This is a genomic window from Legionella geestiana (assembly GCF_004571195.1).
In the GTDB taxonomy this organism is placed as follows: domain Bacteria; phylum Pseudomonadota; class Gammaproteobacteria; order Legionellales; family Legionellaceae; genus Legionella_B; species Legionella_B geestiana.
Genome location: NZ_CP038271.1, coordinates 1,072,794 through 1,097,652, shown reverse-complemented (window position 1 = coordinate 1,097,652; position 24,859 = coordinate 1,072,794). Strand labels below are relative to the sequence as shown.

Genomic DNA, 24,859 nt, shown 5'->3' with positions numbered 1-24,859 from the left:
TTATCCGGTTTTGGCAAATGGTACAAAGACTGGGCGTTTGATACAAGGGGCAGTTGACACATCCATGCCTTCATTGTAGCTTGACCGCATTTTTTACTGGCAGGAATCGCAATGGCGGACGTATTTGCAGGCAAAGTGGCACTGATAACGGGCGGCGCCCGCGGAATTGGCCGGGCGACAGCTCTGAAACTGGCAGATGCCGGCTGTGATGTGGCGATTGTCTATTATAACAGTTCGGATGAGGCTGAGCGTCTTGTGGCCGAGATTGAAGCCCTGGGTCAAAAGGCCGTGGCACTGCAGGCGAATGTCGCGGATGAAGCATCAGTGCGTGAAATGTTCGCGCAGTTTCAGAACCATTTCCCACGTCTTGATTTTCTGGTCAGTAACGCCGCAAGCGGCGTGCTGAAGCCTGCGCTGCAGATGACCACAAAGCACTGGCGCTGGTGTATGGAAACGAATGCACTGGCCTTAAATCATCTGGTGCGTGCCGGTCGGTCATTAATGCCGCGCGGCGCGCGGGTGATTGCGCTCTCAAGTCTTGGAGCGTCCCGCGCTATCCCTAATTATGCCTTCATCGGCGCCTCGAAGGCCGCACTGGAAGCGCTGGTGCGCGGTTTGAGTCTTGAACTGGCCGAAGATGGTATCAGCGTGAATACGGTATCGGCGGGGGTCGTAGATACAGACGCGCTCAAACATTTTCCAAACCGCACCCAGCTGCTGGATGAGTACCAGGCGCACGCCCTGTCCGAGCGCGCCCTGACCCCCGCGGATGTCGCCAATACGATTTACCTGTTGTGCCTCCCTGAAGCGGAAATGATTAAGGGACACACACTGTTTGTTGATGCGGGTTACAGCATCGTTGGTTAAGGCGCGCGCCGTCCGCGTGCAGTTATTTTGGGGCGCTTCGCAGCTGGCGCCTTGCGTGAGGGGGCGGCTGCTTTCTTCTCAGGATTTTCACGATAGATAAGTGCGATGTGCCCGGTCTGCTGTATGAGCTGCGCTTCCACAGCCTCACAGAGCGCCTGCATACAGGCATCGCGATCGTCCCGCTCCATTCCGCGTGTTTTGACCTTGATAAGTTCATGCGTCAGGAGGGCGTTTCGGGTTTCCTGTATGACGTTTTCAGTGAGCCCTTTGGCGCCAAGCAGGATGACGGGTTTCAAATGATGCGCGCGATTTTTTAAAGTTTGTTTGAAAGACGTGTCCATTGTAATCAGTCTGCTGGTTAAAATGGCAAATTATTGCACGTTCTGCTGGGAAAGAACAGTAAAATTCAGTATGATGCGCATAAGAAATCTCAAAGTTGTCTGGTATGTCACGTTCTAAAAGCAGTAAAAAGTGGTTGCAGGAGCATTTTGACGATGTCTACGTCAAAATGGCGCAGGCAGAGGGCTATCGTTCCCGTGCCGTTTATAAGCTGCGCGAAGTCGATGAAAAAGAGCACCTCTTGAAACCGGGGATGGTGGTTGTTGACCTTGGTGCAGCACCAGGAGGCTGGACGCAGTATGTGGCTGAACGTCTGAATGGTCGCGGGCGCATCATTGCACTTGATATTCTCCCGATGGACGCCATTGGGGATGTAGAGTGTATTCTTGGTGATTTTACTACCGATGAGGTCTTGACCACATTGCGCGAGCGGATACCGGCGGCAGGGGTTGATCTTGTATTATCCGATATGGCCCCCAACTGGAGTGGTACGCCCGTCGTAGATATACCAAAAGCCATGTATCTTGCAGAGCTTGCGTTTGACTTTGCCCGGGAAATGCTGAAACCGGGTGGCACCCTGCTGATGAAACTTTTTCATGGCCCGGGGTTTGATGAACTCGTTAAAAATGCCCGCACTGAATTTGAGCGGGTTGTCATCCGCAAGCCAAAAGCATCACGTGCCCGCTCAAGGGAAACCTATTTGCTGGCGAAGGGACACAAAGTAGTGTAACGTTGACAGGGTAAGGCCAGAATTCGTGGCCCGATATCATACCGGGATTATGAGGTTAATACTTTGAATGATATGGTAAAAAATCTGTTTCTGTGGCTGGTGATTGCCATTGTGCTGGTATCAGTCTTCAGCAATTTTGGCCCCCGCCGTCCTGCGGCTGAAAAAATTTCTTATACCCAGTTTCTGCGCGAAGTCGATCAGGGTGCTATCAATTCTGTCACCATTGAAGACAGCAAAATTATCCGCGGCATGACTAAAAACAATCGGCATTTTGTGACCTACATGCCCATGCGTGACGATGCGCTGCTCGGTGAGCTTTTGAAAAGCAAAGTCGATGTCAGTGGTCAGGAAAAACAGCAGGAAAGCTTCCTGTTGCACCTCTTTATAAACTGGTTTCCGATGTTGCTTCTTATCGGCGTATGGGTCTTTTTCATGCGCCAGATGCAGGGAGGCGGGGGCCGTGGCGCGATGTCCTTCGGGCGTTCGCGTGCCCGTCTGCTTGGGGAAGACCAGGTCAAGGTGACCTTTGCGGATGTTGCCGGTGTTGATGAAGCCAAGGAAGAGGTTAAGGAGCTCGTTGATTTTCTCCGTGATCCTACCAAGTTTCAAAATCTGGGCGGGCGCATTCCCCGTGGTGTGCTGCTGGTCGGCCCTCCTGGAACCGGTAAAACGTTGCTGGCGCGAGCGGTGGCGGGTGAAGCAAAAGTGCCATTTTTTACGATTTCAGGTTCTGATTTCGTAGAAATGTTTGTCGGCGTGGGCGCATCGCGCGTGCGCGACATGTTTGAGCAGGCGAAGAAACAGGCTCCCTGCATTATTTTTATTGACGAGATTGACGCGGTTGGACGTCACCGGGGCGCAGGCCTCGGCGGCGGACACGATGAGCGTGAGCAGACACTGAACCAGCTGCTTGTAGAAATGGACGGTTTTGAAGGCAGTGAGGGCGTTATCGTCGTCTCCGCAACGAACCGCCCGGATGTCCTTGACCCGGCTCTTCTGCGTCCAGGACGATTTGACAGACAGGTTGTGGTGCCGCTGCCGGATATTCGTGGCCGTGAACAGATTATCAAGGTGCATCTGCAGAAGGTGCCGCTCGAAGCGAGTGTAAACGTGAACGCGATTGCACGTGGTACGCCCGGTTTTTCCGGTGCCGATCTCGCAAACCTTGTGAATGAAGCGGCACTTTTTGCCGCCCGTGCCAACAAGCGCACGGTTGCTATGGTCGATCTCGACAAGGCCAAAGATAAAATCATGATGGGTGCTGAGCGCCGTTCCATGGTGATGGATGAAAACGAGAAGAAACTCACGGCCTATCACGAAGCGGGACATGCAATTGTCGGCCTGTCAGTGCCCGAGCATGACCCCGTCTATAAAGTAACCATCATTCCGCGTGGCCGAGCCCTTGGCGTGACCATGTTCCTTCCCGAGCAGGACCGATACAGCCACAGCCGCCGCCGTCTTGAAAGCCAGCTTTGCAGCCTCTTTGGCGGGCGCATTGCAGAAATGCTGGTGTTTGGGGAAGATGCAGTGACTACCGGTGCTTCCAACGATATCATGCGTGCCACGGAAATTGCCCGTAAGATGGTGAAGACCTGGGGACTTTCCGAAATGGGTCCGATGACCTTTGGTGAAGAAGAAACGGAAGTGTTTCTTGGCAGAAGTGTCGGTCAGCACAAGGAAGTTTCGGATAAAACCGCAGAGCAGATAGACGATGCCGTACGCCAGATTATTGACAGAACCTATAAGCAGGCACAGTCGATTCTTGAAAATAATATGGATAAGCTGCATGTCATGGCGAAGGCATTGATACGCTATGAAACCATAGACGCCGGCCAAATCAGCGAAATCATGGACGGAAAAGAACCCTCCGCTCCGGCAGACTGGGAAGTCTCAAAACCTGCAGCAGTATCAGCGTCTCCTGAAAGTGCCGAGCAGGAAAGCGCCAGAAAGGATGCGATAGAAATCGCACCAGATGAGGTGGGCACGCGCGAATAGTGCCCACAGAGGTTTAATACCTTGAAAAACCATTCCTTCAGCGCATGGTGCGCGGCTCATCAGCACCGTTCTCCGACAAAACCGCTCATCATGGGTATCCTGAATGTGACACCCGATTCCTTTCATGATGGCGGTCGCCATGGTACGCTGGAAGCGGCACTTTTGCATGCGCGTCAGATGGTGGCAGACGGAGCTGACATTATCGACATTGGCGGTGAATCATCGCGCCCCGGGGCGACACCGGTTTCTGTTGAGGAAGAACTGCGGCGGGTTGTCCCTGTTGTGAGGGCGCTTCGCGAAGAGAGTCCGGTGTGGATTTCCGTTGACACCACGCGTGCTGCTGTCATGCGGGAGGCGGCTTTGGCCGGAGCTGATATCCTCAATGATATTAATGGCCTTGGATGCGCCGAAATGCGTGAAGTGGCGGCGGTTTTCGGGCTTCCTGCCATCCTGATGCACAAGCAGGGAGAGCCTCGCACGATGCAGGTGAACCCGGTTTACGAGCAGGACATCTGCCACGTGGTGGCGGACTTTTTTGCAGAAAGAATACGTTTGTGTGAACAATCCGGCATTCCAAGGGACCGACTGGTGCTGGATGTGGGCTTTGGCTTTGGTAAAACTGCAGCACATAACCTGCGGTTGGTAGCGCATCTGTCGCGTTTTCGTGCGCTTAAACTGCCGCTTTTGCTGGGAGCGTCTCGCAAGGACACTCTCGGTCGACTTACAGGGCGTGACACAGAAGGGCGGCTTGCGGCCAGCCTTGCTGTTGCGGCGTTTGCGATGACGCAGGGCGTTGGGATTTTGCGCACGCACGATGTGGCTGAAACCTGGGATGTCATAAACGTGGTGTCGGCGCTGCAGCAGGCGCAGTCAGACTATTAACCAGTGATGAGGCATGCATGACACAGAGGAAATATTTTGGAACGGATGGCATTCGCGGCAAGGTTGGCGTATCCCATGTAAACCCGGAACTGGTGCTTAAACTGGGGTGGGCGGTTGGTCAGGTGCTGGCTAACGGCAATCGAAAAAAAGTCGTGATTGGGAAGGATACCCGCATTTCTGGCTACATGCTTGAATCAGCGCTGGAGGCCGGCTTGTCGGCGGCTGGTGTTGATGTGGCGCTCCTTGGGCCAATGCCCACACCGGCAATCGCCTATCTTACCCAGACACTGCGTGCGAACGCGGGTATTGTTATCAGTGCCTCACATAATCCGTTTGAAGACAACGGCATTAAGTTTTTTTCAGCAGACGGCTCGAAACTGCCTGACACGCTTGAGCTTGCCATCGAGCAGGCCATCGAGCAGCCCATGGTCACGGTCAATTCCAGCCAGCTTGGGCGCGCGCGCCGTATCCACGATGCGCCGGGACGTTATATCGAATTTTGCAAGTCAACCATCCCCTCACTGACCCGGCTTTCCGGGCTGAAAATGGTCGTAGACTGTGCTAATGGCGCCACTTACCATATCGCGCCTAACGTTTTTGCCGAACTCGGTGCGCATGTGTATACCATGGGTGATGAGCCGGATGGTTTCAACATTAACAAGGCCTGTGGCTCTACTTCACCTGAAGCTTTACGCCAGAAAGTTCTTGAGCTGGAAGCCGACATTGGTGTTGGCCTCGATGGTGATGGTGATCGTGTTATTCTTGTAGACCGCAAAGGGCGACTGGTAGAGGGTGACCAGATTATCTATATTATCGCCCGCGACCGCTATCAGAAGGGACTCCTTCATGGTGGTGTTGTTGGAACAGTCATGAGTAACCTTGGGCTTGAACAGGCCATACGTGCCATGGGAGTTGATTTTCTACGCACGAAAGTGGGTGACCGATATGTGCTCGAGGCTCTGAGGGCGCAGGACTGGAAAATCGGCGGCGAATCTTCAGGCCACGTAGTCTGCCTCGATAAGACCACAACCGGTGATGGCATCGTTGCAGCACTTCAGGTGCTCGCCATTATGGCGCGCCAGGAAAAAACGCTGGAAGAGTTGACTGTCGATGTACAGCTCATGCCCCAGACGCTTTTGAACATCAAAACAGAAAATGCCCTTGAACTCGCCCGCAACCAGCAGGTGGTTGAGGAAGTCAATGCACTTTCATCACGTCTTGGCAATCACGGCAGGGTTTTACTGCGCCCATCTGGAACAGAGCCCCTGCTGCGTCTGATGGTTGAAGGTGAAGACGATATCAGTGTGCGAAAGGATGCTGAGCGTTTGCGCGACGCTATTGTACGGATTGCAGAGCAGCAGGCTTCCTGACTAAAAAAGCCGTCTCTTTCTGGAGACGGCTCCACCAGCCCCTCGAGGGCGTGTCCTCATTTCATGATGTGAAGCGAAAATGCGGCGCTTTGGTGTCATATTATGGAATGAGGACACGCCCTAAAGCTCCATCGTTATATCGGTTCCCTGACACACGGCTGCCGCTTCATCAAGCAGCGCCACCGTACGCGTTGGCTTGAAAAAACACTGGTTGCGAACAGGTGCCGGCTCATGATGCGACCATAGGCTGGAAATCCAGTGTGAAAGGCGCTCCAGCAAATTCAATATAAACCCCCGTTGACGGAAAAGGCAGGCGTAGCGAGGGTCATCCCGGTTAAAGAGCATCGGGACATTTTCGTTTGAAGCGTGTGCGCCTTCTCCGGAGAGAGCACCAGCATGGAGCGTGCGTGTGATATCACGCAAGACATCACTTTCGAAGTGAAAGCCCCGCCGAGAAAGATTTTCTACCTGTCGATACAGTGCCTCAAGCCTTGCTACAGTCAGAGGGCATGTCGGCCAGTTGAGGACAGTTTTCCTGTCGATGAGTGGCGTGTCAGCCTTTAGCGCGAGCAACTGCCGCCATTGCTGTTCAGGAACAGGATATCTGTGCTGGCAGGTATAAAATATCTGCAGGCGCTCAGCTCCAGCGTTCTCGTTAGACAAATCTGCAAGAAAATCACGAAGCAGCCGAATAGCCTGCCGTTCTTGCTCGGGTGTCAGCGGAGCACTTTGCAGCGCTGTTATCAAGCGAGAATACCATTGCTGCCAGTCTGTAGACAGGCGTTTAGTAATTAATGGAACAAGATGCCTCATCAATGGATCCAGCATGCCACTGGTTGTTACATTTGAAGCAGATGAATGAGAGAGTACGCCATGACGTTTCAGGCGTTGTTCATCTTCATCACAAAGCGTGCGCAGGATGTCCTGTTGTGACGAGATATCCTTAATCACTTCTGCAGATGGGTCGGCAGAGCGTGCAGCTTTGCGTCGCCTGCGCTTTGTCTGCTGGTCGCTTTTTATATTCAGCGGATCGATGGCGCGCTCCAGTTCTCGCTTTTTCTGTAGCAGTTCCTGATGCCTGCGGGAGAGGTTTAAGAAGTCATCGCACTGCTTAAGAAGCTTTTGCAGTTCATCCACTTTAGTCGCTCGCTCAAGACTTTTTCCGCGCAGGCGCTCAAGCGTGCTCTCATCGAGTGTTGACGCGTCACTGTCCGGGTTTAGCGCGTGCCTTAGCCGAATACTAAAGATGCTCTGCTGCAGCTCATCAAGGCGCTTGAGTGTCGCAAACTTTTCCTGGCAGCCTGTTGCCTCGTGTTCCAGCGCCTCAAGCCCGGCAACAGCGGCGTTGTAGAGCGTGTCAATGCTCGGAGATGAAGGAATCTCAACGCCACTAATGCCTGCCAGCAGCTGGCGGATGGCATCAGCGTCAATGGAGCCGGATGTCATCGAGTCGGCGCTGTCTGCAGGATTCGCATACGGCTGCAGAGAGGAGCAATCACGCTCAATCTGAAGCAGGCGGGCATTCAGCGTTGCCTGCTCATTCATAAGTGAGAAAAATTGCGCACGCGGTGCTCGACTCGCATAACACGGATCATTTTTCCAGTCACGCCACTCTGAAAAACTCACATAGCTCTGGAGAGACTTTTGCATAGAAGCTGCATGCTCGGCTTCCTGCAATAATGCCTGCTTATCAACCGCAATGTCCCATTCCTCCTGCCATGCAGATTTCAGCGCTGGAGCACTTTCAAGTAATCGCTGAATCTCATCAAGACGCGCAAGGGGTGCAATGCGCTCCTCCTGCAACGCATTAATCCTGTTGCTGTTAACCAGCCTGGAAGCGTCAGGTGCAAGCTTAACAATAGCATCACGCAGTGAAGCCTGCCGTTCACGCACACGGTCAAGCGTAACTTTCAGCTGTGAGCGGGCATCTTCAATGCTGTCTGGAGAGCTGGCGTCAACCTTTAACCCTCGGTGCTCCAGTACACTTTCAAGCTTACTGCGGGTCGCGATACAGGCTGAAAGGTCAATACGTGCCGCCTCGAGCTCAAGAGTGGCAAGTGTGGCGTGCAACTCGGCAGCCCAGTCATTGATCAAATTTACACGCTGCTGGCTGCTTGAAAAGTGGCAGGCTGCCGCCAGCGAATTTTCAGCAGTCAACGCATCATTGTAGCGCGCCTCAAGGGGTTCATAGAGTGTTTTTAATGTACTTTCAACGGCATATATATCACGAGATATGTTGAAGTTTTCATCACGCAGACGCGACAAAATGGCCTTTTGTTCTTCGGTTGTTCGTTCGGGGGTGGAATACTGCGCAGTTGACAGGTTTTCCCATTCAGAAACAAGGCGCTCAATCGCGCGCAAAGCTTCAGGAACATCAGGAGCCTGCAGCGATACTTCTTTAAAACGATTAAAAATTTCACGAAGCGCGAGGGGGGATGAAAGGTGAGGCACATACACATCAAGGAGTGCTTTGCACAGATTTTTGACAGCATCATTCATGGCCGTTCTCCTGAAAAGCTCATACTGATTTTTCAGGAAAGGCGGGTTCTTGGCAAGCAGATAATCAGAATTTTGCACACCTGGAAAAAAAGACCTGAAAATGCTGGGAATTGTAAAAAGGATGGGGTATAGTTCGCGCATGCCAACAAGGAACGCCGCATGAGACAAAAACTGGTAGCCGGCAACTGGAAAATGAACCCACCGCGTGCCGACGCGCGCAGATTGCTTCAGGAGTTGCGAGAGTATTTGCCAGCATCACTCAGCGAGCATTGCCTTGTTCTGCCACCTGCACTGTATGTGCCAATGGCATCGGAGGTTCTGGCAGGCAGCGGCATCCGATGGGGTGCACAAAATGCCTGGACCGCAGATAGTGGCGCCTTTACCGGTGAACATGCGGCGGTAATGTTCCGCGACTTCGGATGCAGCCATATACTGGTGGGGCATTCAGAACGAAGACGGCTCTTTCACGAAAGTGAAAAAAATGTGGCGGAGAAATTCCACCATGTAAAAGAACGTGGTATTATACCGGTTCTTTGCGTAGGGGAGACCCTCGAAGAGCGCGAAAATGGTCTTGCAGAACACGTTGTTGCAAGGCAGCTTGAGTCGGTGGCCGAATATGGTTCCGAAAGTTTTAGTGGCTGTGTAGTTGCTTATGAGCCTGTGTGGGCAATAGGCACCGGAAAAACCGCCAGCCCGGCAGAGGCACAGACCGCACATGCGTTTATCCGCAGAGTTGTGGAATCGTGCAATGCCAGGGACGCTGCAGCACTGACCATCTTGTATGGTGGAAGTGTGACTGCAAATAACGCGGCGGCATTGTTTTCAATGCCGGATGTCGACGGTGGTTTGGTGGGTGGCGCATCCCTCGATGTGCACCAGTTTGTGGAAATTGTGAAATGTATCAATTAATTTTGATGGTTCATGTGCTGGTTGCGATTGTGCTGATAGCACTGGTTTTGATTCAGCACGGAAAAGGTGCCGATATTGGAGCAGCTTTCGGTTCAGGAGCTTCCAGTACGGTATTTGGAAGTCAGGGGACAGGCAGTTTTCTGTTTCGTCTGACGGGTGGGTTGGCGATTACGTTTTTTGTAACCAGCCTTACCCTGTCGTGGATGGTCTCTAACCAGTACCAGAAAGCGGCACAGCAAGCGCTTCCACAGCAGATTCCGGTTAAGGAGAGCAGTATTCCTGTGCCGGTTGAAAGCAATAAAAGCGACAAAAAGTAAGGTTGTTGTATACACATTTTTGCCGAAGTGGTGGAATTGGTAGACACGCCGTCTTGAGGGGGCGGTGGCGTAAGCCGTGCCGGTTCGAGTCCGGCCTTCGGTACCATTTAATCCGGGCGATTATATTATGCTGTCAAACTATTTGCCAGTTCTGGTTTTTATCATCATCGGCCTGGTCCTGGGATCAGTGATGCTCGCTGCCGGTTCACTCCTTGGCAAGCGAAATCCTGACCCTGTCAAAAATGCTCCATACGAGTGCGGTTTCCCCGCATTTGAAAACGCACATCTTCCCTTTGATGTGCGATTTTACCTGGTGGCTATTCTCTTTATCATCTTTGACCTGGAAACAGCCTTTTTCTTTCCCTGGGCGCTGGTCTTACGTAAAATTGGCTGGTTTGGTTTTACAGCCATGATGTTATTTCTTGGGCTTCTGGTCATCGGTTTCCTGTACGAATGGAAACGTGGTGCGCTGGAGTGGGAATAACGCTGCCTGGATACCCGTTAGACTGTTTACCCGCATCAGTAAACCAATCTGATGCGTTTTACTCATATAGAGGCGGATATGTCGGTTACAGAATTGCAAAAAAATGGCTTTGTAACGACCACGGTTGATAAACTTGCCGGCTGGGCACGCAGTGGCTCCATGTGGCCCATGACCTTTGGCCTTGCATGTTGTGCCGTAGAAATGATGCACGTAGGCGCGGCACGTTATGACCTCGATCGCTTTGGTATCATTTTTCGTCCGAGTCCGCGCCAGTCGGACGTAATGATTGTAGCGGGAACCCTCTGCAATAAGATGGCTCCGGCCCTGCGCCGTGTATACGATCAGATGTCCGAACCGCGCTGGGTCATTTCCATGGGCTCCTGTGCCAATGGTGGCGGTTATTACCACTACTCCTACTCGGTAGTGCGCGGATGTGACCGCATTGTTCCGGTTGATGTCTACGTTCCTGGATGTCCTCCAACTGCGGAGGCTCTGCTTTATGGAATTATCCAGTTACAAAACAAAATCAGGCATAAAGACGTAATTGAAGCCTGAAACCAGTACGGGTATACCTGCAATGACAAATCATGATTTGCTCGCACAACAGCTGAGTGCGCAGTTTGAAGGGCTTTTGGAACCGCCAGTGAGCGCGTTTCAGGAGTTAACCCTTGTCACTACACCCGCCATGGTGAAACACGTTCTGTTTCAGCTGCGCGAGCAGCGAGCTTTCGCCTTTGATCAGTTGATTGATATCTGTGCGGTTGATTACCTGCTTTACGGTAAATACGACTGGGAAACCGAAGCTGCAACTGAAGATGGATTTTCACGTGGTGTGGAGCCGCAGCTTGAGTCGGCACATACACTGAATACTCCGCGCTTTGCAGTGGTCTATCACCTGCTCTCGACAACATTGAATCATCGGGTGCGTGTCAAGGTATACCTCGATGAGTCAAATCTGGTTATTCCCTCAGCGAATGACATCTGGAAGGCTGCAGGATGGTTTGAGCGCGAAGCTTACGATCTTTACGGTATCCTCTTTGAAGGTCACCCTGACTTGCGACGCATACTTACAGATTATGGCTTTATCGGACATCCGTTTCGTAAGGACTTTCCTCTGAGCGGCCACGTAGAAATGCGCTACGATGCCACGCTTCGCAAAGTCATTTACGAGCCGGTTGATATTGAACCCAGAGTGCTGGTTCCGAAGGTCATCCGCAACGACAACCGCTACCTTGATGGTCAGGAAGTGCAGCATGATTGAGCTGAAAAACTATACCCTGAACTTTGGTCCGCAGCATCCGGCAGCGCACGGTGTACTGCGTCTTGTAATGGAGCTCGAAGGCGAGACCATCGTTCGCTCAGACCCCCATATCGGTCTTTTGCATCGGGCAACCGAAAAGCTTGCAGAAACCAAACCTTACCTGCAAAGCATCGGCTATATGGACAGGCTCGACTATGTTTCCATGATGTGCAACGAGCATGCATACGTGCGCGCACTGGAAAAAATGCTTGGCGTGGAAGTCCCGCTTCGCGCCCAATACATCCGCACAATGTTTGACGAAATTACCCGTATTCTGAACCATCTGCTGTGGCTCGGCGCGGTGGCGCTCGACATTGGTGCCATGACCGTTTTTTTATACTGCTTTCGTGAGCGCGAAGACCTTTTTGACTGCTATGAAGCCGTTTCCGGCGCGCGCATGCATGCAACGTATTATCGCCCAGGCGGTGTGGCGCGTGACCTTCCAGACAGCATGGCCAAATACCAGCCTTCACGCTGGCATGATGCACGGGAAACTGAAAAGCGCAATGCCGACCGCGAGGGTAGCCTTCTCGATTTTCTTTGGGCGTTCACCGAGCGCTTCCCGGGATGCGTAGACGAATACGAAACGCTCCTGACAGAAAATCGAATCTGGAAGCAGCGCACGGTTGACATTGGCGTGGTATCTCCTGAAGAGGCCCTTCAGTGGGGCTTCACGGGCCCCATGCTCAGAGCATCTGGCGTAGCCTGGGACTTGCGCAAAAAACAACCATATGCTACATATGATCAAGTAGATTTTGACATCCCGGTAGGTACACGCGGTGACTGCTACGACAGATACCTTGTTCGCGTTGCGGAATTGCGCCAGTCAAATCGCATCGTACGTCAGTGCATTGAATGGCTGCGTGCCAATCCTGGGCCTGTGAGGGTAGAAGATTACAAAATAACCCCGCCGCCGCGCAAACTCATGAAACATGACATGGAAGCGCTTATTCACCACTTCAAACTGTTCACGGAAGGATTTTGCCTGCCGGAAGGCGAAGTGTATGCGGCCGTTGAGGCTCCAAAGGGTGAATTTGGTATTTACCTTGTATCTGACGGCGCAAACAAGCCCTACCGTATGAAAATACGGGCTCCGGGTTTTGCGCACCTTGCTGCATTTGACGTGATGGCACGTGGCCATCTGCTTGCAGACGGTGTCGCAATTCTTGCCAGTCAGGACATAGTTTTTGGTGAAATTGACAGATAAGGTTGAACGCAATGCCAGAAAACGCCACTCCATCACTCCAGCAACTGGTTTCTGCCGAAGCCCTGCAGGATATCGATAACTGGATTGCAAAGTACCCTGCAAACGAACGTCAGTCGGCCGTCATGAGCGCGCTGCGAATTGTCCAGGATGCACAGGGCTTTCTTAGTACCGACAGCATGAATGCCGTAGCTGATTATCTCAATATGCCTCGTATCGCAGTCTATGAGGTGGCAACGTTCTATACAATGTACAACCTGCAGCCTGTTGGCAAACATGTGCTTGAGGTGTGCACCAACATTTCCTGTCAGCTGCGCGGTTCGGCACAAATAATGGCGCATCTGGAGTCACGCCTTGGCATTCGCGATGGCGAAACGACAGAAGATGGCTGTTTTACTCTGAAGCATGCTGAATGCCTTGGGGCGTGCGTGAATGCACCCATGATGCAGGTCGGCAGGGTGTATCATGAAAACCTTACGCCTGAGCGCATTGACAGCTTACTGGCGTCATACCGCGAGGGGCGCGAAGGAGAATGTCATGGTTGAATTAAACCAGGTCTGTTACCGTACGCTGCATCTGCCAGAATCCTGGACGCTGAAAGCGTATGAAAGCGTAGGTGGCTATAGTGCATGGCGGCGCATTCTTCGCGAACAGACGCCACCGCAGGAAATTATTGAAGAATTGAAAACCTCCGCTCTTCGCGGTCGAGGTGGTGCAGGGTTTCCCACGGGTCTTAAGTGGAGCTTCATGAACCGCAACGCCCCGGTGCAGAAGTATGTCGTGTGCAACTCCGACGAGGGGGAGCCAGGCACCTGCAAGGACAGAGATATTCTGCGTTACAACCCGCATCAGCTGATCGAAGGTATGGCGATTGCCGGTTACGTAATGAACGCCACGGTTGGCTACAACTATTTACGTGGCGAATTCTGGGAACCCTTTGAGCGCTGCGAGCAGGCGCTCAAAGAAGCTTATGCAGCCGGGCTGCTCGGAAAGAATATTCTGGGCAGCGGGGTGGATTTTGATTTATATACCCACCTTGGTGCCGGTGCTTATATCTGCGGTGAGGAAACCGCACTGCTGAACTCTCTTGAGGGCAAAAAGGGCATGCCGCGCTTTAAACCGCCATTCCCTGCCAACTTCGGCCTCTATGGCCAGCCCACAACGATTAATAACACAGAAACGTTTGCTTCTGTGCCAGTCATTCTCGAAAAGGGCGGGGACTGGTTCTTAAAGCTTGGCAAACCAAACAACGGCGGTACCAAGTGCTTCAGCGTCAGCGGACATGTGAACAAGCCCGCGAACTTTGAAATCCCGCTTGGCACTCCCTTTAAAACGCTGCTTGAACTTGCGGGCGGCATGCGTGATGGCCGGCGTATCAAAGCGGTTATTCCAGGTGGCTCGTCCATGCCGGTTTTGCCAGGTGATGTGATGATGGGCCTCGATATGGACTACGACAGCATACAGAGGGCAGGCTCAGGACTTGGCTCAGGTGCCGTTATCGTTATGGACGAGACTACCTGTATGGTTGATACCCTCTATCGCCTTTCCGAGTTCTATATGCACGAGTCCTGCGGTCAATGTACACCGTGCCGTGAGGGCACTGGCTGGCTGGTCCGTCTCCTTCACCGCATTCGCGAAGGTCACGGTGAACCTGGGGATGTTGAGAAGCTGGTCAACGTTGCCGATCACATCGAGGGTCGCACCATCTGCGCACTGGGTGAAGCAGCGGCCTGGCCGGTTCAAAGTTTTGTTAAACACTTCCACGAAGAGTTTGAATATTTCATCAGGCACAAGCGCTCAAGCGTCACGGCCTCAATGAGTAAGGTGTAGACAATGGCCACCATTGAAATTGACGGCAAAACCTGCGAAGCCGAAAACGGCAAAATGATCATTGAAGTTGCGGATGATGCCGGGATTTATATCCCGCGTTTCTGCTACCACAAGAAACTGTCGGTGGCCGCCAACTGCCGCATGTGCCTCGTAGAAGTTGAAAACGGCCGCAAGCCGGTACCTGCATGCGCGACCCCCATTACTAATGGCATGAAGGTATTTACAAAATCAGAAGAAGCCATCCGATCACAAAAAGCGGTAATGGAGTTTCTGCTGATTAACCATCCCCTCGACTGCCCCATCTGCGACCAGGGTGGCGAGTGCGAACTGCAGGATTTGTCCATGGGGTTCGGGGCGGACATGTCTGGATACGATGAAAGCAAACGCTCCGTAGACGATGACAATCTCGGAAAACTCATTGCCACAGAAATGACACGCTGTATACACTGCACGCGCTGCGTGCGGTTTGGCGAAGAAATTGCCGGAGTGCGCGAACTGGGTGCAACTGGTCGTGGTGAAAAAACGCAGATAGGTACATTTGTCGAACACAGCATGACCTCTGAAATATCCGGGAACATCATCGATTTGTGTCCTGTAGGTGCCCTGACTTCTCGCCCCTACCGCTTTACTGCGCGTTCTTGGGAATTGCAACAGCACGAGAGCATTGCACCGCATGACTGCCTTGGATCAAACATATACCTGCATGTCCGCAGAAACCAGCTGATGCGTGTTGTTCCACGCGAGTGTGAACCCCTGAATGAAACATGGCTCTCAGACCGCGACCGTTTCAGCTACCTTGGTGTCAACAGCGAAAAGCGCGCGCAACAGCCAATGATTAAGCGCAACGGTCAGTGGGAGAGCGTTGACTGGGAGCAGGCACTCAAGTTTGCTGCAGAAGGAACAAGCCGCGTCATAGAACACCATGGCCCTGAGCAGTTCGCGGCTTTTGCATCGCCATCATCTTCCCTCGAAGAGATGTACCTGCTGCAAAAACTCATGCGTGCAATGGGAGTCAACAATCTTGACCATCGCCTGCACCAGACAGATTTCAGTGATCAGGCACAGCGTCCTGTGCTGACTAAGAATAGCGCTCAGGTTGCGGACCTCGAGTCCGCATCAGATATTCTGGTGCTCGGTTCGAACCTTGTTCGTGAAGTACCTCTCGCTGCAGCACGCATGCGAAAAGCGGTACGTAACGGTGCGCAACTGGCAGTCATCAACCCCGTTGACTACGACCTGCACTGCGATGTCCACATGAAAGCCATTGCCTCGCCTCAGGACATGCCGCATACGCTGGCGGCCCTCGTGCTGGCTACGGCAGAAGCCTCAAACAGGCTCGATGAACTTTCCGATGAAGTCCGCCGCCTGACCCTTGGTGTCCACGTTTCAGAAAGTATCCGCGAAATAGCGGCGTCACTCTCGAAACCAGAGGCCATCATTATCACCGGCGCGCTGTTCGAAAATCACCCGCATGCATCGCTTCTGCGAGCACTGCTGTCAGAAATTGTCAGACTTTCCGGCGCAAAAGACATGCACCTCAGCACGGGTTCCAACGCGGCGGGAGCACAGATTGCCGGCATGGTACCGCACAGAGGCGCTGCTGCAGCAGTGCTTGATGCCCCGGGACTTGATGCGCAGGCTTCCATTGAAGCTCGACTGAAAGGCTACTGGTTAATGGGTGTGGAGCCAGGATTTGACTTCGCGAATCCCCATGCAGCCCGCCAGGCGATGCTGGGCGCAGAGTTTGTAGTTGTCATGAGCGCTTTTGTCTGCGACTCCATGAAAGACTATGCTAACGTTATTCTCCCGATGGCACTCTCACCAGAAACATCCGGCACATGGATTAACGTTAACAATACCTGGCAATCCGTTAAAGGCGCACTGACACCTCCTGGTGAAGCACGTCCAGGATGGAAAATTTTGAGGGTGCTTGGAAATATTCTGCAGTGCCGCGATTTTGAATACGTTTCCAGCGATGAGATTCTGCGGGAAGTACAGAGCGCCCTTGATTTGCTTGTAGATGCCGCTTATCAGCCGATATGGCCGGAAGCACTGCCGGTGCATACGGACGAGCTGGTGCGAGTAGGGGAGTGGCCGATATATCGGGTAGATGCAACGGTTCGTCACGCAACGGCTTTGCAGCATTGTGCCTCAGCGGATGAAGCCTGTGTGCGCATGCACCCGGAAACAGCCAATCGTTTGAAATTACAGAATGAAGCTACTGTTTCTCAGGGCAATATTAAGATAACATTGCCGCTGAAACGGGACGAGCGTGTGGCACCGGATGTTGTATGGGTTCCAAACGCTATGCCGGAAACAGTTGATTTAGGCCATGCCTTCGCAGGCATCACCATTACGTGCTAAACAGGTACTACCATGCTCCATGACATTGGCCTCTTAATCTGGATTGTTATCAAGATTCTGGCAATCGTTCTACCGCTCCTGATTGCGGTAGCCTACCTTACCTATGCCGAGCGCAAGGTCATCGGGTATATCCAGGTGCGCATCGGTCCTAACCGGGTTGGCTTCCGCGGGCTGCTGCAACCGTTTGCAGACTTGATAAAGCTGATTTCAAAAGAAATCATTGTCCCTACGCGCTCGAACAAATACCTGTTTGTGATAGCGCCACTCTTTGCGCTGACCCCGGCTCTGGCCGGCTGGGCGGTTATTCCGTTCCAGGAAGGCATGGTGCTCGCCAACATTAATGCAGGGGTACTCTACCTTTTCGCCATGAGCTCGCTTGGAGTTTATGGGGTTTTGATTGCCGGCTGGGCATCCAACTCCAAATATGCCATGTTTGGCGCACTGCGCAGTGCCGCGCAAACTGTTTCCTACGAAATTGCCATGGGATTTGCCTTCGTGGGCGTTCTGCTTGCTGCCGGCAGCATGAATCTCACCGAAATTGTCCAATCCCAGCATGGTGGAATCCTGCACTGGTGGTTTGTGCCGCTGTTTCCACTCTTTATGGTCTTCTGGATTGCAGGCATTGCAGAGACTAACCGTGCGCCCTTCGACCTTGCTGAGGGCGAGTCAGAAATTGTGGCCGGTTTTCACGTTGAGTATTCAGGAATCGGATTCGCACTGTTTTTCCTGTCTGAATACGCGAGCATGATACTTATTTCCACCGTCATGGCACTGCTCTTTATGGGTGGCTGGCTGTCGCCTTTCGAGAGTCTCTCAACCCTTAACAGCATTTTCTTCTTTGTGCCTGGGTTTGTCTGGCTGCTGCTCAAGATTTCGTTCTTCCTGTTTGTCTATCTGTGGGTGCGGGCAACCTTCCCCCGCTACCGCTACGACCAGCTGATGCGCCTTGGCTGGAAAGTGTTGATCCCGGTCACAATTGTCTGGTTGATTGTTACGGCCCTGCTCGTGCTGACACGGCAACAGCCATGGTTTGGGTGAATCGATTGAGTGCACGCATGAAAAAAATTATCCGATACGCAAAACATTACCTCAAGAGCTTCTTGCTGCTTGAACTGCTTTCAGGGCTAATGCTCACTGGAAAGTATTTCTTCCGCAAGAAATTCACTGTACAGTTCCCCGAAGAAAAAACGCCCATTTCACCGCGCTTTCGAGGTGCGCTGGCATTGAGACGTTATCCAAACGGTGAAGAGCGCTGCATCGCCTGCAAACTCTGCGAAGCAGTGTGCCCGGCACTCGCCATCACCATCGAGTCGGAGCCGCGTGAAGATGGCTCTCGCCGCACTACTCGCTATGACATTGATGTGTTTAAATGCATTAACTGTGGGCTGTGCGAGGAATCATGTCCAGTTGATTCCATCGTTGTTACGCCAGTCCATCATTACCATGTCAGTGCCCGTGGTCAAAACATTATGACCAAGGAAAAGCTGCTTGCACTCGGCGACAGGCTGGAAAGCCGCCTTGCCGCAGATCGCGCTGCTGACGAACGCTATCGCTAACGGGGTGTCACATGCAAGAGCTCTTATATCAAGTTGTGTTTTATGTTTTTGCCGCACTGACTGCATTCTCCGCACTGATGGTGGTTATCCAGAATAACCCTGTGCGCTGTGTACTGTTTCTGGTGCTCGCATTCTTTTGCAGCGCGGTGCTCTGGCTTGAGGCTGAGGCTGAATTTCTGTCGTTGATTCTTGTGCTGGTGTATGTGGGCGCGGTGATGACCCTTTTCCTGTTTGTGGTGATGATGCTCAACATTGACACCGAAAGCCGCCGTGCACATACGCTTCGCTACCTGCCCTTCGGGCTGCTTGTTGTGGCACTTCTTGTAGGACTGTTGATGGTGGCCATTCCAGAGGGCACCTTTCCTTCATCAGGTGTAGCCGCATCCTCACTGGTACCGGTGTCAGAGATTAACGTCAAGGCGCCCATGAATAACACGGAAGCGCTCGGGATGGTGCTCTACACGGATTACGTGTACGCCTTTGAAATTGCTGCTGTCATTCTTCTCGTGGCTATCATCGCCGCTATTACGCTTGCACACCGCGCGCCTCGACAGGGCAGGCGGCAGGATGTCGTCGAGCAAATGATGACACGACCAGAAGACAGGGTACGCCTTGTTTCCATGAAGCCCGGTAAAAACGTCTGAGGAATGCCTGAATGATACCTGTAGAACATTATATAATTCTTGGCGCCGTCCTATTTGGGCTGAGCCTTGTGGGCATGATGATGCACCGCAGAAACGTCATTTTGCTGCTGGTATGTATTGAGCTGATGCTTCTCGCCGTAAATACCAATTTTATTGCATTTTCACAGTATCACGGTGATACCGCCGGACAGGTGTTTGTCTTTTTTATCCTGACCGTTGCGGCAGCCGAAGCTGCCATTGGACTGGCAATTGTGATGTTGCTCTACCGCAACCGGGGTAACATTGATGTGGACCAAATGAACCATCTGAAGGGTTAGACCTGCCATGATTGAGCAACTCTGTTTAATAATTGTATTGTCACCCCTGGTGGGTTCGGTGCTTGCTGGCTTTTTCCGCCATGCGCTCGGGCGTGTTGGCGCTCAAAGCATTACGATTGCCGGCGTGAGCGTGTCTTTCGTGCTTTCGGTCATCGTTGCCATGGAAGTGTTTGGCGCATCTCATGACACGCTTAATACAAATCTGTATACCTGGGCAAGCGGGGGAGCACTGTTTTCCTGGGCGTTTCATATCGGGTTTCTGATTGACCCTCTCAGCGTAACGATGCTGCTTGTGGTCAGTTTTGTTTCACTGCTGGTGCATATTTACAGCATCGGTTATATGGCAGACGATCCCGGTTACCAGCGATTTTTCAGCTACATCTCACTTTTTACCTTCATGATGTTCATGCTGGTAACTGCTAACAACTTTCTGCAGCTCTTTTTTGGCTGGGAAGGGGTTGGACTCGTATCGTACCTCCTGATTGGCTTCTGGTATGACCGTGAGTCAGCCAACCAGGGCAGTATGAAGGCTTTTCTGGTGAACCGTGTCGGTGACTTTGGTTTTATCCTTGGAATTGGAATGGTACTGGCCTTTACCGGCAGCCTTGATTACCAGACAGTTTTCCAGAGTGCAACGGCGCTGGCTGGTCAGCAGACTGAGCTTTTTGCCGGCCATCCCTGGTCTGTACTGACGGTTACCTGCATCCTGCTCTTCATTGGCGCAATGGGTAAATCCGCGCAGGTACCGCTCCATGTCTGGCTGCCAGAGTCGATGGAAGGCCCGACACCTATTTCCGCGCTCATTCACGCCGCAACCATGGTAACAGCCGGCGTGTTCATGCTGGCGCGCTTCTCTCCTTTGTTTGAATACTCCACCACCGCTTTAAGCCTCGTGCTGGTGATTGGCGCAACGGGTGCGCTGTTTACCGGAATCCTGGCGCTGGTCATGAATGACATTAAACGTGTGGTTGCATACTCTACGCTGTCTCAGCTGGGTTACATGATGGTGGCCATGGGAGCTTCTGCTTACAGCGCCGGAATGTTCCACCTCGTTACTCATGCCTGCTTTAAAGCCCTGCTGTTCCTTGGGGCGGGCTCAGTTATCATCGGAATGCACCATGAGCAGGATATGCGAAAAATGGGGGGGCTCTGGAAAAAAATGCCAATCACCTGGGCGACGTTCCTGATAGGTAACCTTGCACTCTGTGCCATTCCGCCGTTTGCAGGCTTCTATTCAAAAGATACCATCATTGAAGCGGCGCAGCTTTCTCATACGCCAGGTGCCACCTATGCATGGTGGTGTGTAATGATTGGCGCGATGGTTACGGCACTCTACTCTTTCCGCGCGTTTTTTATGACGTTTCATGGCAAACCGCGAATGGATGCACATGCTTTCGATCACGTGCATGAATCACCACGCGTTGTCTGGTGGCCGCTTGTGCTGCTTGCAATTCCTTCCGTTATGCTGGGGTACGTTCTTTATTTCCCGATGCTTTTTGACACGCCTACCGTGTTTGGCAACGCAATTTTCGTACTGCCGGCGCACGATGTGCTTGCTCATCTGCGTGCTGAGGTAGTCTCGCCATTCCAGTCAGCGCTGCACGCTCCGTTTTCGCCGGTATTCTGGCTGACGCTTTCCGGTATTGCACTGGCTTATATCGGGTATATGCAGTTTCCAGCGCTGCCAGGCTGGCTTGCCGGGCGTTTCTCATGGGTTTACCGTATCCTGGTTGATAAATATGGCTTTGATGCCTTTAACCAGAAAGTGATTGTTGGTGGTTCACTGGGTCTTGGACGTCTGTTTTACAGGGTTGGGGATCAGAAGCTGGTCGACGGACTTGTTGTTAACGGCACTGGCAGAACCATTCGCTGGATGGCTACTAAAGGTCGCACCTTCCAGAGCGGCTACCTGTTTCAGTATGCGGCGGTTATGGTGACAGGATTGCTCGCTTTCCTCTGCTGGGTGCTCCTGGCCTGAAAGATTGCACTGATGTGAGGTCGGCCAGTCAATCTGGCCTGAACAAAAAGAATTGATGAAGGGGTGGGTATGCATCATTTGCTCAACATTTTAATATGGTTGCCAATTGTTGGCGGCATTTTTGTATTTTTGACCGGTGATGATAACAACCCAAATGTTTCACGCTATGTCTCTCTTTTTACTGTGGTCCTGACGCTCATGCTCTGCGTGCCGCTGATGGCAGGTTTTGATGCCGGTACTTACAGTATGCAGTATGTAGAAGAACTGCCATGGATTTCGTCACTGGGGATAAGTTACAGTCTCGGTATCGATGGACTTTCCCTCCTTCTGATTGTACTCAGTATTTTTACGAATCTTATCGTCATCCTTGCCACCTGGAACAGCGTGCGCCAGCGTGTGGCACAATACATGGCCGCATTTCTCATTATGCAGGGGCTTCTGGTTGGTGTTTTCTCTGCCATGGATGCCATTGTTTTCTATATTTTCTGGGAAGCAACACTGATTCCCATGTACCTGATAATCGGTGTCTGGGGATCTGATAACCGGGTATATGCTGCTATCAAGTTTTTCCTTTATACCTTCCTCGGTTCCGTGCTGATGCTTGGTTCGTTTTTATACATTGGCTACATTGCCGGCTCGTTCAAAATTGAAACCATGTATGCCATTAAGCTTAGCATGCTGGCCCAATCCCTTATTTTCTTTGCCTTTTTTCTCGGTTTCGCTATCAAAATACCGATGTTTCCCGTACATACCTGGTTGCCTGATGCTCACACAGAAGCACCTGCTGGCGGCTCCATTGTACTGGCGGCGATTCTCCTCAAACTTGGAGCATACGGTTTCATCCGCTTCGCGCTACCCATCGTGCCCGATGCCTGCAGGCATTATGCACCGCTCATGGTAACACTCTCTCTTGTAGCGGTGGTTTATATTGGGCTTGTAGCTATTATCCAGCGGGACATGAAACGCCTGATTGCCTATTCTTCTATTTCACACATGGGTTTTGTGACACTCGGCTGCTTTGCTATCTATGCCATCGCCGAGAGAGCAGGGCTCAGAAGTGCAGGCCTCGTGCTTGAAGGTGCAATTGTTATTATGATTTCGCACGCATTTGTATCGAGTGCGCTGTTTGCCGGTGTCGGTTTCATTTATGACCGCATGCACACCCGTAAAATCAGTGATTTTGGTGGCCTTGTGCACACTATGCCGGTATTTGCGACCTTTTTCATGCTTTTTGCCATGGCCAACGCAGGTCTTCCCGGAACCTCGGGCTTCGTGGGTGAGTTCATGGTGATCCTTGGCAGTATCAAAGCCGGTTTCTGGGTGGCATTCTGGGCGGCAACAACACTGATTATTGGTGCGGCGTATACCCTTTGGCTCTACAAGCGCGTTATTTTTGGACCGATTGCCAATGATAAGGTAGCGGCGCTTAAGGATATTTCAGGCTTTGAAGTCAGCGCATTTGTGCTGCTGGCACTGATGGTGGTTGGTATGGGCGTCTACCCCAAACCGGTGCTGAATCTGGTGCACCAGAGTGTGAGTCACACCCTGGCTCAGGCGGACAAAACCAAACTTTAATACGGCGGGGTTTCCTTTCATGACTGTAGCACTCAATAATCTTCACCATGCAATGCCGGAAATGATTGTTCTGGCAAGCGGCTGCCTTTCGCTGCTCGCGGATTTGTTTTTGGCGAAACGCTGGAAGAGCGGAAGCCTCACGATTGCCTGCATCGGCCTTCTGCTGGCAGCACTCTGCAGCATGCTGTTTATTGGCGACTTCAAGACGGTTATTCTCGGTGGGCTTTTTGTCAGCGACGATACTACACACTTGATGAAACTATTCATGTGCCTTTGTGTGTTTGCGGGTTTTATCTACTCTCGTGATTACCTTGAAACGCACAAAATGCCGGCTGCTGATTTTTATACGCTGGGCACGTTCTGCACGCTCGGTATGATGGTAATGGTATCTGCGCACTCCTTACTTACTGTCTATCTCGGACTTGAACTGGTGTCGCTGCCGCTATATGCGATGACGGCGATGCGCCGCAGTGCCGGTGACAGTTCTGAAGCGGCCATGAAGTATTTTGTCATGGGAGGCATAGCCTCTGCCATGGTGCTCTACGGTATTTCACTCATTTATGGAGCCACCGGCAAGCTCGGTCTAATGGATATCGCAAATGCTGTAACAGCAAACTGGCAGCAGGAAAGTACGCTTCTATCCTTTGCGCTTGTATTCATTGTATCAGGTCTTGCCTTTAAGCTGGCAGCCATTCCCTTTCACATGTGGGCTCCAGATGTGTATGAGGGGGCTCCAACGCCCGTAACGCTTTTTATCAGTGCGGCGCCTAAAATTGCCGTTCTTGGTGTGCTGTTACAGGTTCTGACTCAGGGGCTTTTCGACCTGTCCGGCGAATGGCAGCGCCTGCTTCTTGTGATGGCCCTTCTTTCCACAGCCTTTGGTAATCTTTTTGCGGTTGTTCAGACTAATATCAAGCGACTTTTTGCCTACTCTGCTATTTCGCATATGGGCTACGCGCTTTTTGGTCTGTTAACTGCAAATCCCGCCGGTTATTCTGCAGCACTCTACTATTTGCTTGTGTACGCGCTTATGACCGTTGCAGCGTTTGGACTGCTCGTTCTTATGGCGCGCTCAGGGCTCGAGGCAGATACGGTTGACAGTCTTAAGGGGCTCAATCAACGTAATCCATGGCTCGCTTTTCTCATGATGGTGGTGCTCTTCTCCATGGCGGGCGTTCCGCCTACCGCAGGTTTTATTGCCAAACTGATGGTCTTGAAGGCGCTGGTAGATGCACAGCTCCTGTGGGTTGCGGTACTCGGACTGCTCTTTGCGGTAATTGGTGCTTACTACTATCTGCGTATTGTTAAAGTCATGTATTTTGACGACCCTGTTGAGACGGACGCCTTAACCATTGGCAAGGCTAAATCGGCGTTATATTCCCTGAACTGCCTGAGCCTCCTTTATTTTGGTATTTTCCCCTCTCTGCTGGTGACCGCCTGCATTAACGCATTCGCCTTGTAACTGACTGTATCATGTGCAGTTGGTTATTCATCCATGATGGGGGCTGCTCTCATCATGGATGCTCAAGGCAGTTACCATTATTCAAATAATTTATTGTATTTAATGAGTTTTTTTGTAGGCTGGGTTGAGCGCAGCGAAGCCTGGCATCGGGTATCCCCAAAGGCCGGATGTTTTATCAAGCATCCTGTCCCGCGCTTATCAGCGCAGGCTACGGCATTTTACAGATAAAACAACCGT

General features: G+C 52.1%; 23 protein-coding genes and 1 tRNA gene. 22 read left to right on the top strand and 2 right to left on the bottom strand.

The window, feature by feature from the left end; all coding sequences use genetic code 11:
- The first annotated feature begins 111 nt into the window (after nt 1-111).
- A complete protein-coding gene (fabL, locus tag E4T54_RS04805) occupies nt 112-867 on the top strand; it encodes an enoyl-[acyl-carrier-protein] reductase FabL (protein WP_028385971.1) in 756 nt (251 codons plus the stop codon).
- On the opposite strand, the gene E4T54_RS04800 is transcribed toward fabL, so the two are convergent.
- A complete protein-coding gene (locus tag E4T54_RS04800; RefSeq protein WP_342353694.1) occupies nt 864-1,163 on the bottom strand; it encodes a YhbY family RNA-binding protein in 300 nt (99 codons plus the stop codon). The two genes, fabL and E4T54_RS04800, sit on opposite strands and share 4 nt — an antisense overlap.
- 149 nt (nt 1,164-1,312) lie before the next feature.
- On the opposite strand from E4T54_RS04800, the gene rlmE reads away from it, so the two are divergent.
- The 4 genes from rlmE (at nt 1,313) to glmM (ending at nt 6,183) form a co-directional block, all read left to right on the top strand.
- A complete protein-coding gene (gene rlmE, locus E4T54_RS04795) occupies nt 1,313-1,936 on the top strand; it encodes a 23S rRNA (uridine(2552)-2'-O)-methyltransferase RlmE (protein ID WP_028385970.1) in 624 nt (207 codons plus the stop codon).
- Nucleotides 1,937-2,008: 72 nt separating this feature from the next.
- Nucleotides 2,009-3,931: an ATP-dependent zinc metalloprotease FtsH gene (ftsH, locus tag E4T54_RS04790; RefSeq protein WP_051550828.1), complete on the top strand. Its 1,923-nt coding sequence runs from the start codon at nt 2,009-2,011 to the stop codon at nt 3,929-3,931.
- A gap of 21 nt (nt 3,932-3,952) precedes the next feature.
- Nucleotides 3,953-4,813, top strand: coding sequence for a dihydropteroate synthase (folP, locus tag E4T54_RS04785; RefSeq protein WP_218563586.1), 861 nt, complete (start codon nt 3,953-3,955; stop codon nt 4,811-4,813).
- A 17-nt stretch (nt 4,814-4,830) separates the two neighbouring features.
- On the top strand, nt 4,831-6,183 hold the full coding sequence (glmM, locus tag E4T54_RS04780) for a phosphoglucosamine mutase (protein ID WP_028385968.1): 1,353 nt from the start codon (nt 4,831-4,833) through the stop codon (nt 6,181-6,183).
- A 120-nt stretch (nt 6,184-6,303) separates the two neighbouring features.
- On the opposite strand, the gene E4T54_RS04775 is transcribed toward glmM, so the two are convergent.
- Nucleotides 6,304-8,682, bottom strand: coding sequence for a hypothetical protein (locus tag E4T54_RS04775; protein WP_131793744.1), 2,379 nt, complete (start codon nt 8,680-8,682; stop codon nt 6,304-6,306).
- A 159-nt stretch (nt 8,683-8,841) separates the two neighbouring features.
- On the opposite strand from E4T54_RS04775, the gene tpiA reads away from it, so the two are divergent.
- The 17 genes from tpiA (at nt 8,842) to nuoN (ending at nt 24,622) form a co-directional block, all read left to right on the top strand.
- The gene (tpiA, locus tag E4T54_RS04770; RefSeq protein ID WP_028385966.1) at nt 8,842-9,591 is read left to right on the top strand and encodes a triose-phosphate isomerase; all 750 of its coding nucleotides are present in this window, start codon (nt 8,842-8,844) and stop codon (nt 9,589-9,591) included.
- Nucleotides 9,579-9,908: a preprotein translocase subunit SecG gene (secG, locus tag E4T54_RS04765; RefSeq protein WP_028385965.1), complete on the top strand. Its 330-nt coding sequence runs from the start codon at nt 9,579-9,581 to the stop codon at nt 9,906-9,908. Before tpiA ends, secG begins: the two co-directional genes overlap by 13 nt.
- A 21-nt stretch (nt 9,909-9,929) precedes the next feature.
- A tRNA-Leu gene (locus E4T54_RS04760) sits at nt 9,930-10,014 on the top strand.
- 21 nt (nt 10,015-10,035) lie between these two features.
- On the top strand, nt 10,036-10,392 hold the full coding sequence (locus E4T54_RS04755; RefSeq protein WP_028385964.1) for an NADH-quinone oxidoreductase subunit A: 357 nt from the start codon (nt 10,036-10,038) through the stop codon (nt 10,390-10,392).
- Between the two features lie 78 nt (nt 10,393-10,470).
- Nucleotides 10,471-10,947, top strand: a complete 477-nt coding sequence (locus E4T54_RS04750) for a NuoB/complex I 20 kDa subunit family protein (RefSeq protein ID WP_028385963.1) — start codon at nt 10,471-10,473, stop codon at nt 10,945-10,947.
- Between the two features lie 22 nt (nt 10,948-10,969).
- Nucleotides 10,970-11,653: an NADH-quinone oxidoreductase subunit C gene (locus E4T54_RS04745; RefSeq protein WP_028385962.1), complete on the top strand. Its 684-nt coding sequence runs from the start codon at nt 10,970-10,972 to the stop codon at nt 11,651-11,653.
- Nucleotides 11,646-12,899: an NADH-quinone oxidoreductase subunit D gene (locus E4T54_RS04740; protein WP_028385961.1), complete on the top strand. Its 1,254-nt coding sequence runs from the start codon at nt 11,646-11,648 to the stop codon at nt 12,897-12,899. Before E4T54_RS04745 ends, E4T54_RS04740 begins: the two co-directional genes overlap by 8 nt.
- A gap of 11 nt (nt 12,900-12,910) precedes the next feature.
- Nucleotides 12,911-13,441, top strand: coding sequence for an NADH-quinone oxidoreductase subunit NuoE (gene nuoE / locus E4T54_RS04735; RefSeq protein WP_028385960.1), 531 nt, complete (start codon nt 12,911-12,913; stop codon nt 13,439-13,441).
- Entirely contained in the window at nt 13,434-14,726 is a 1,293-nt protein-coding gene (gene nuoF / locus E4T54_RS04730; protein ID WP_028385959.1) for an NADH-quinone oxidoreductase subunit NuoF, read from the top strand. Before nuoE ends, nuoF begins: the two co-directional genes overlap by 8 nt.
- 3 nt (nt 14,727-14,729) lie before the next feature.
- Nucleotides 14,730-17,090, top strand: a complete 2,361-nt coding sequence (gene nuoG / locus E4T54_RS04725; protein ID WP_028385958.1) for an NADH-quinone oxidoreductase subunit NuoG — start codon at nt 14,730-14,732, stop codon at nt 17,088-17,090.
- 12 nt (nt 17,091-17,102) lie between these two features.
- A complete protein-coding gene (gene nuoH / locus E4T54_RS04720; RefSeq protein ID WP_028385957.1) occupies nt 17,103-18,128 on the top strand; it encodes an NADH-quinone oxidoreductase subunit NuoH in 1,026 nt (341 codons plus the stop codon).
- A gap of 17 nt (nt 18,129-18,145) precedes the next feature.
- A complete protein-coding gene (gene nuoI, locus E4T54_RS04715) occupies nt 18,146-18,646 on the top strand; it encodes an NADH-quinone oxidoreductase subunit NuoI (RefSeq protein WP_028385956.1) in 501 nt (166 codons plus the stop codon).
- Nucleotides 18,647-18,657: 11 nt separating this feature from the next.
- Nucleotides 18,658-19,290, top strand: a complete 633-nt coding sequence (locus E4T54_RS04710; protein WP_028385955.1) for an NADH-quinone oxidoreductase subunit J — start codon at nt 18,658-18,660, stop codon at nt 19,288-19,290.
- Between the two features lie 11 nt (nt 19,291-19,301).
- The gene (gene nuoK, locus E4T54_RS04705) at nt 19,302-19,607 is read left to right on the top strand and encodes an NADH-quinone oxidoreductase subunit NuoK (RefSeq protein WP_028385954.1); all 306 of its coding nucleotides are present in this window, start codon (nt 19,302-19,304) and stop codon (nt 19,605-19,607) included.
- Between the two features lie 7 nt (nt 19,608-19,614).
- Nucleotides 19,615-21,585, top strand: coding sequence for an NADH-quinone oxidoreductase subunit L (gene nuoL, locus E4T54_RS04700; protein WP_035901876.1), 1,971 nt, complete (start codon nt 19,615-19,617; stop codon nt 21,583-21,585).
- Between the two features lie 69 nt (nt 21,586-21,654).
- Entirely contained in the window at nt 21,655-23,160 is a 1,506-nt protein-coding gene (locus E4T54_RS04695) for an NADH-quinone oxidoreductase subunit M (protein ID WP_028385952.1), read from the top strand.
- Between the two features lie 19 nt (nt 23,161-23,179).
- Nucleotides 23,180-24,622 carry an NADH-quinone oxidoreductase subunit NuoN gene (gene nuoN, locus E4T54_RS04690; RefSeq protein WP_028385951.1) on the top strand — a complete coding sequence of 481 codons (1,443 nt, stop codon included), beginning with the start codon at nt 23,180-23,182 and terminating at the stop codon, nt 24,620-24,622.
- Nucleotides 24,623-24,859 lie beyond the last annotated feature (237 nt).

Excerpts from the sequence above, each read along its gene's own strand:
- nuoF (WP_028385959.1), top strand. The coding sequence starts at position 13,434 with ATGGTTGAATTAAACCAGGTCTGTTACCGTACGCTGCATCTGCCAGAA.
- glmM (WP_028385968.1), top strand. The coding sequence starts at position 4,831 with ATGACACAGAGGAAATATTTTGGAACGGATGGCATTCGCGGCAAGGTT.
- fabL (WP_028385971.1), top strand. The coding sequence starts at position 112 with ATGGCGGACGTATTTGCAGGCAAAGTGGCACTGATAACGGGCGGCGCC.
- ftsH (WP_051550828.1), top strand. The coding sequence starts at position 2,009 with ATGGTAAAAAATCTGTTTCTGTGGCTGGTGATTGCCATTGTGCTGGTA.
- nuoE (WP_028385960.1), top strand. The coding sequence starts at position 12,911 with ATGCCAGAAAACGCCACTCCATCACTCCAGCAACTGGTTTCTGCCGAA.
- E4T54_RS04695 (WP_028385952.1), top strand. The coding sequence starts at position 21,655 with ATGCATCATTTGCTCAACATTTTAATATGGTTGCCAATTGTTGGCGGC.
- nuoL (WP_035901876.1), top strand. The coding sequence starts at position 19,615 with ATGATTGAGCAACTCTGTTTAATAATTGTATTGTCACCCCTGGTGGGT.
- tpiA (WP_028385966.1), top strand. The coding sequence starts at position 8,842 with ATGAGACAAAAACTGGTAGCCGGCAACTGGAAAATGAACCCACCGCGT.
- nuoG (WP_028385958.1), top strand. The coding sequence starts at position 14,730 with ATGGCCACCATTGAAATTGACGGCAAAACCTGCGAAGCCGAAAACGGC.
- E4T54_RS04750 (WP_028385963.1), top strand. The coding sequence starts at position 10,471 with ATGTCGGTTACAGAATTGCAAAAAAATGGCTTTGTAACGACCACGGTT.
- E4T54_RS04755 (WP_028385964.1), top strand. The coding sequence starts at position 10,036 with ATGCTGTCAAACTATTTGCCAGTTCTGGTTTTTATCATCATCGGCCTG.
- E4T54_RS04740 (WP_028385961.1), top strand. The coding sequence starts at position 11,646 with ATGATTGAGCTGAAAAACTATACCCTGAACTTTGGTCCGCAGCATCCG.
- nuoH (WP_028385957.1), top strand. The coding sequence starts at position 17,103 with ATGCTCCATGACATTGGCCTCTTAATCTGGATTGTTATCAAGATTCTG.
- nuoN (WP_028385951.1), top strand. The coding sequence starts at position 23,180 with ATGACTGTAGCACTCAATAATCTTCACCATGCAATGCCGGAAATGATT.
- secG (WP_028385965.1), top strand. The coding sequence starts at position 9,579 with ATGTATCAATTAATTTTGATGGTTCATGTGCTGGTTGCGATTGTGCTG.
- rlmE (WP_028385970.1), top strand. The coding sequence starts at position 1,313 with ATGTCACGTTCTAAAAGCAGTAAAAAGTGGTTGCAGGAGCATTTTGAC.
- nuoK (WP_028385954.1), top strand. The coding sequence starts at position 19,302 with ATGATACCTGTAGAACATTATATAATTCTTGGCGCCGTCCTATTTGGG.
- E4T54_RS04710 (WP_028385955.1), top strand. The coding sequence starts at position 18,658 with ATGCAAGAGCTCTTATATCAAGTTGTGTTTTATGTTTTTGCCGCACTG.
- E4T54_RS04745 (WP_028385962.1), top strand. The coding sequence starts at position 10,970 with ATGACAAATCATGATTTGCTCGCACAACAGCTGAGTGCGCAGTTTGAA.
- E4T54_RS04775 (WP_131793744.1), bottom strand. The coding sequence starts at position 8,682 with ATGAATGATGCTGTCAAAAATCTGTGCAAAGCACTCCTTGATGTGTAT.
- nuoI (WP_028385956.1), top strand. The coding sequence starts at position 18,146 with ATGAAAAAAATTATCCGATACGCAAAACATTACCTCAAGAGCTTCTTG.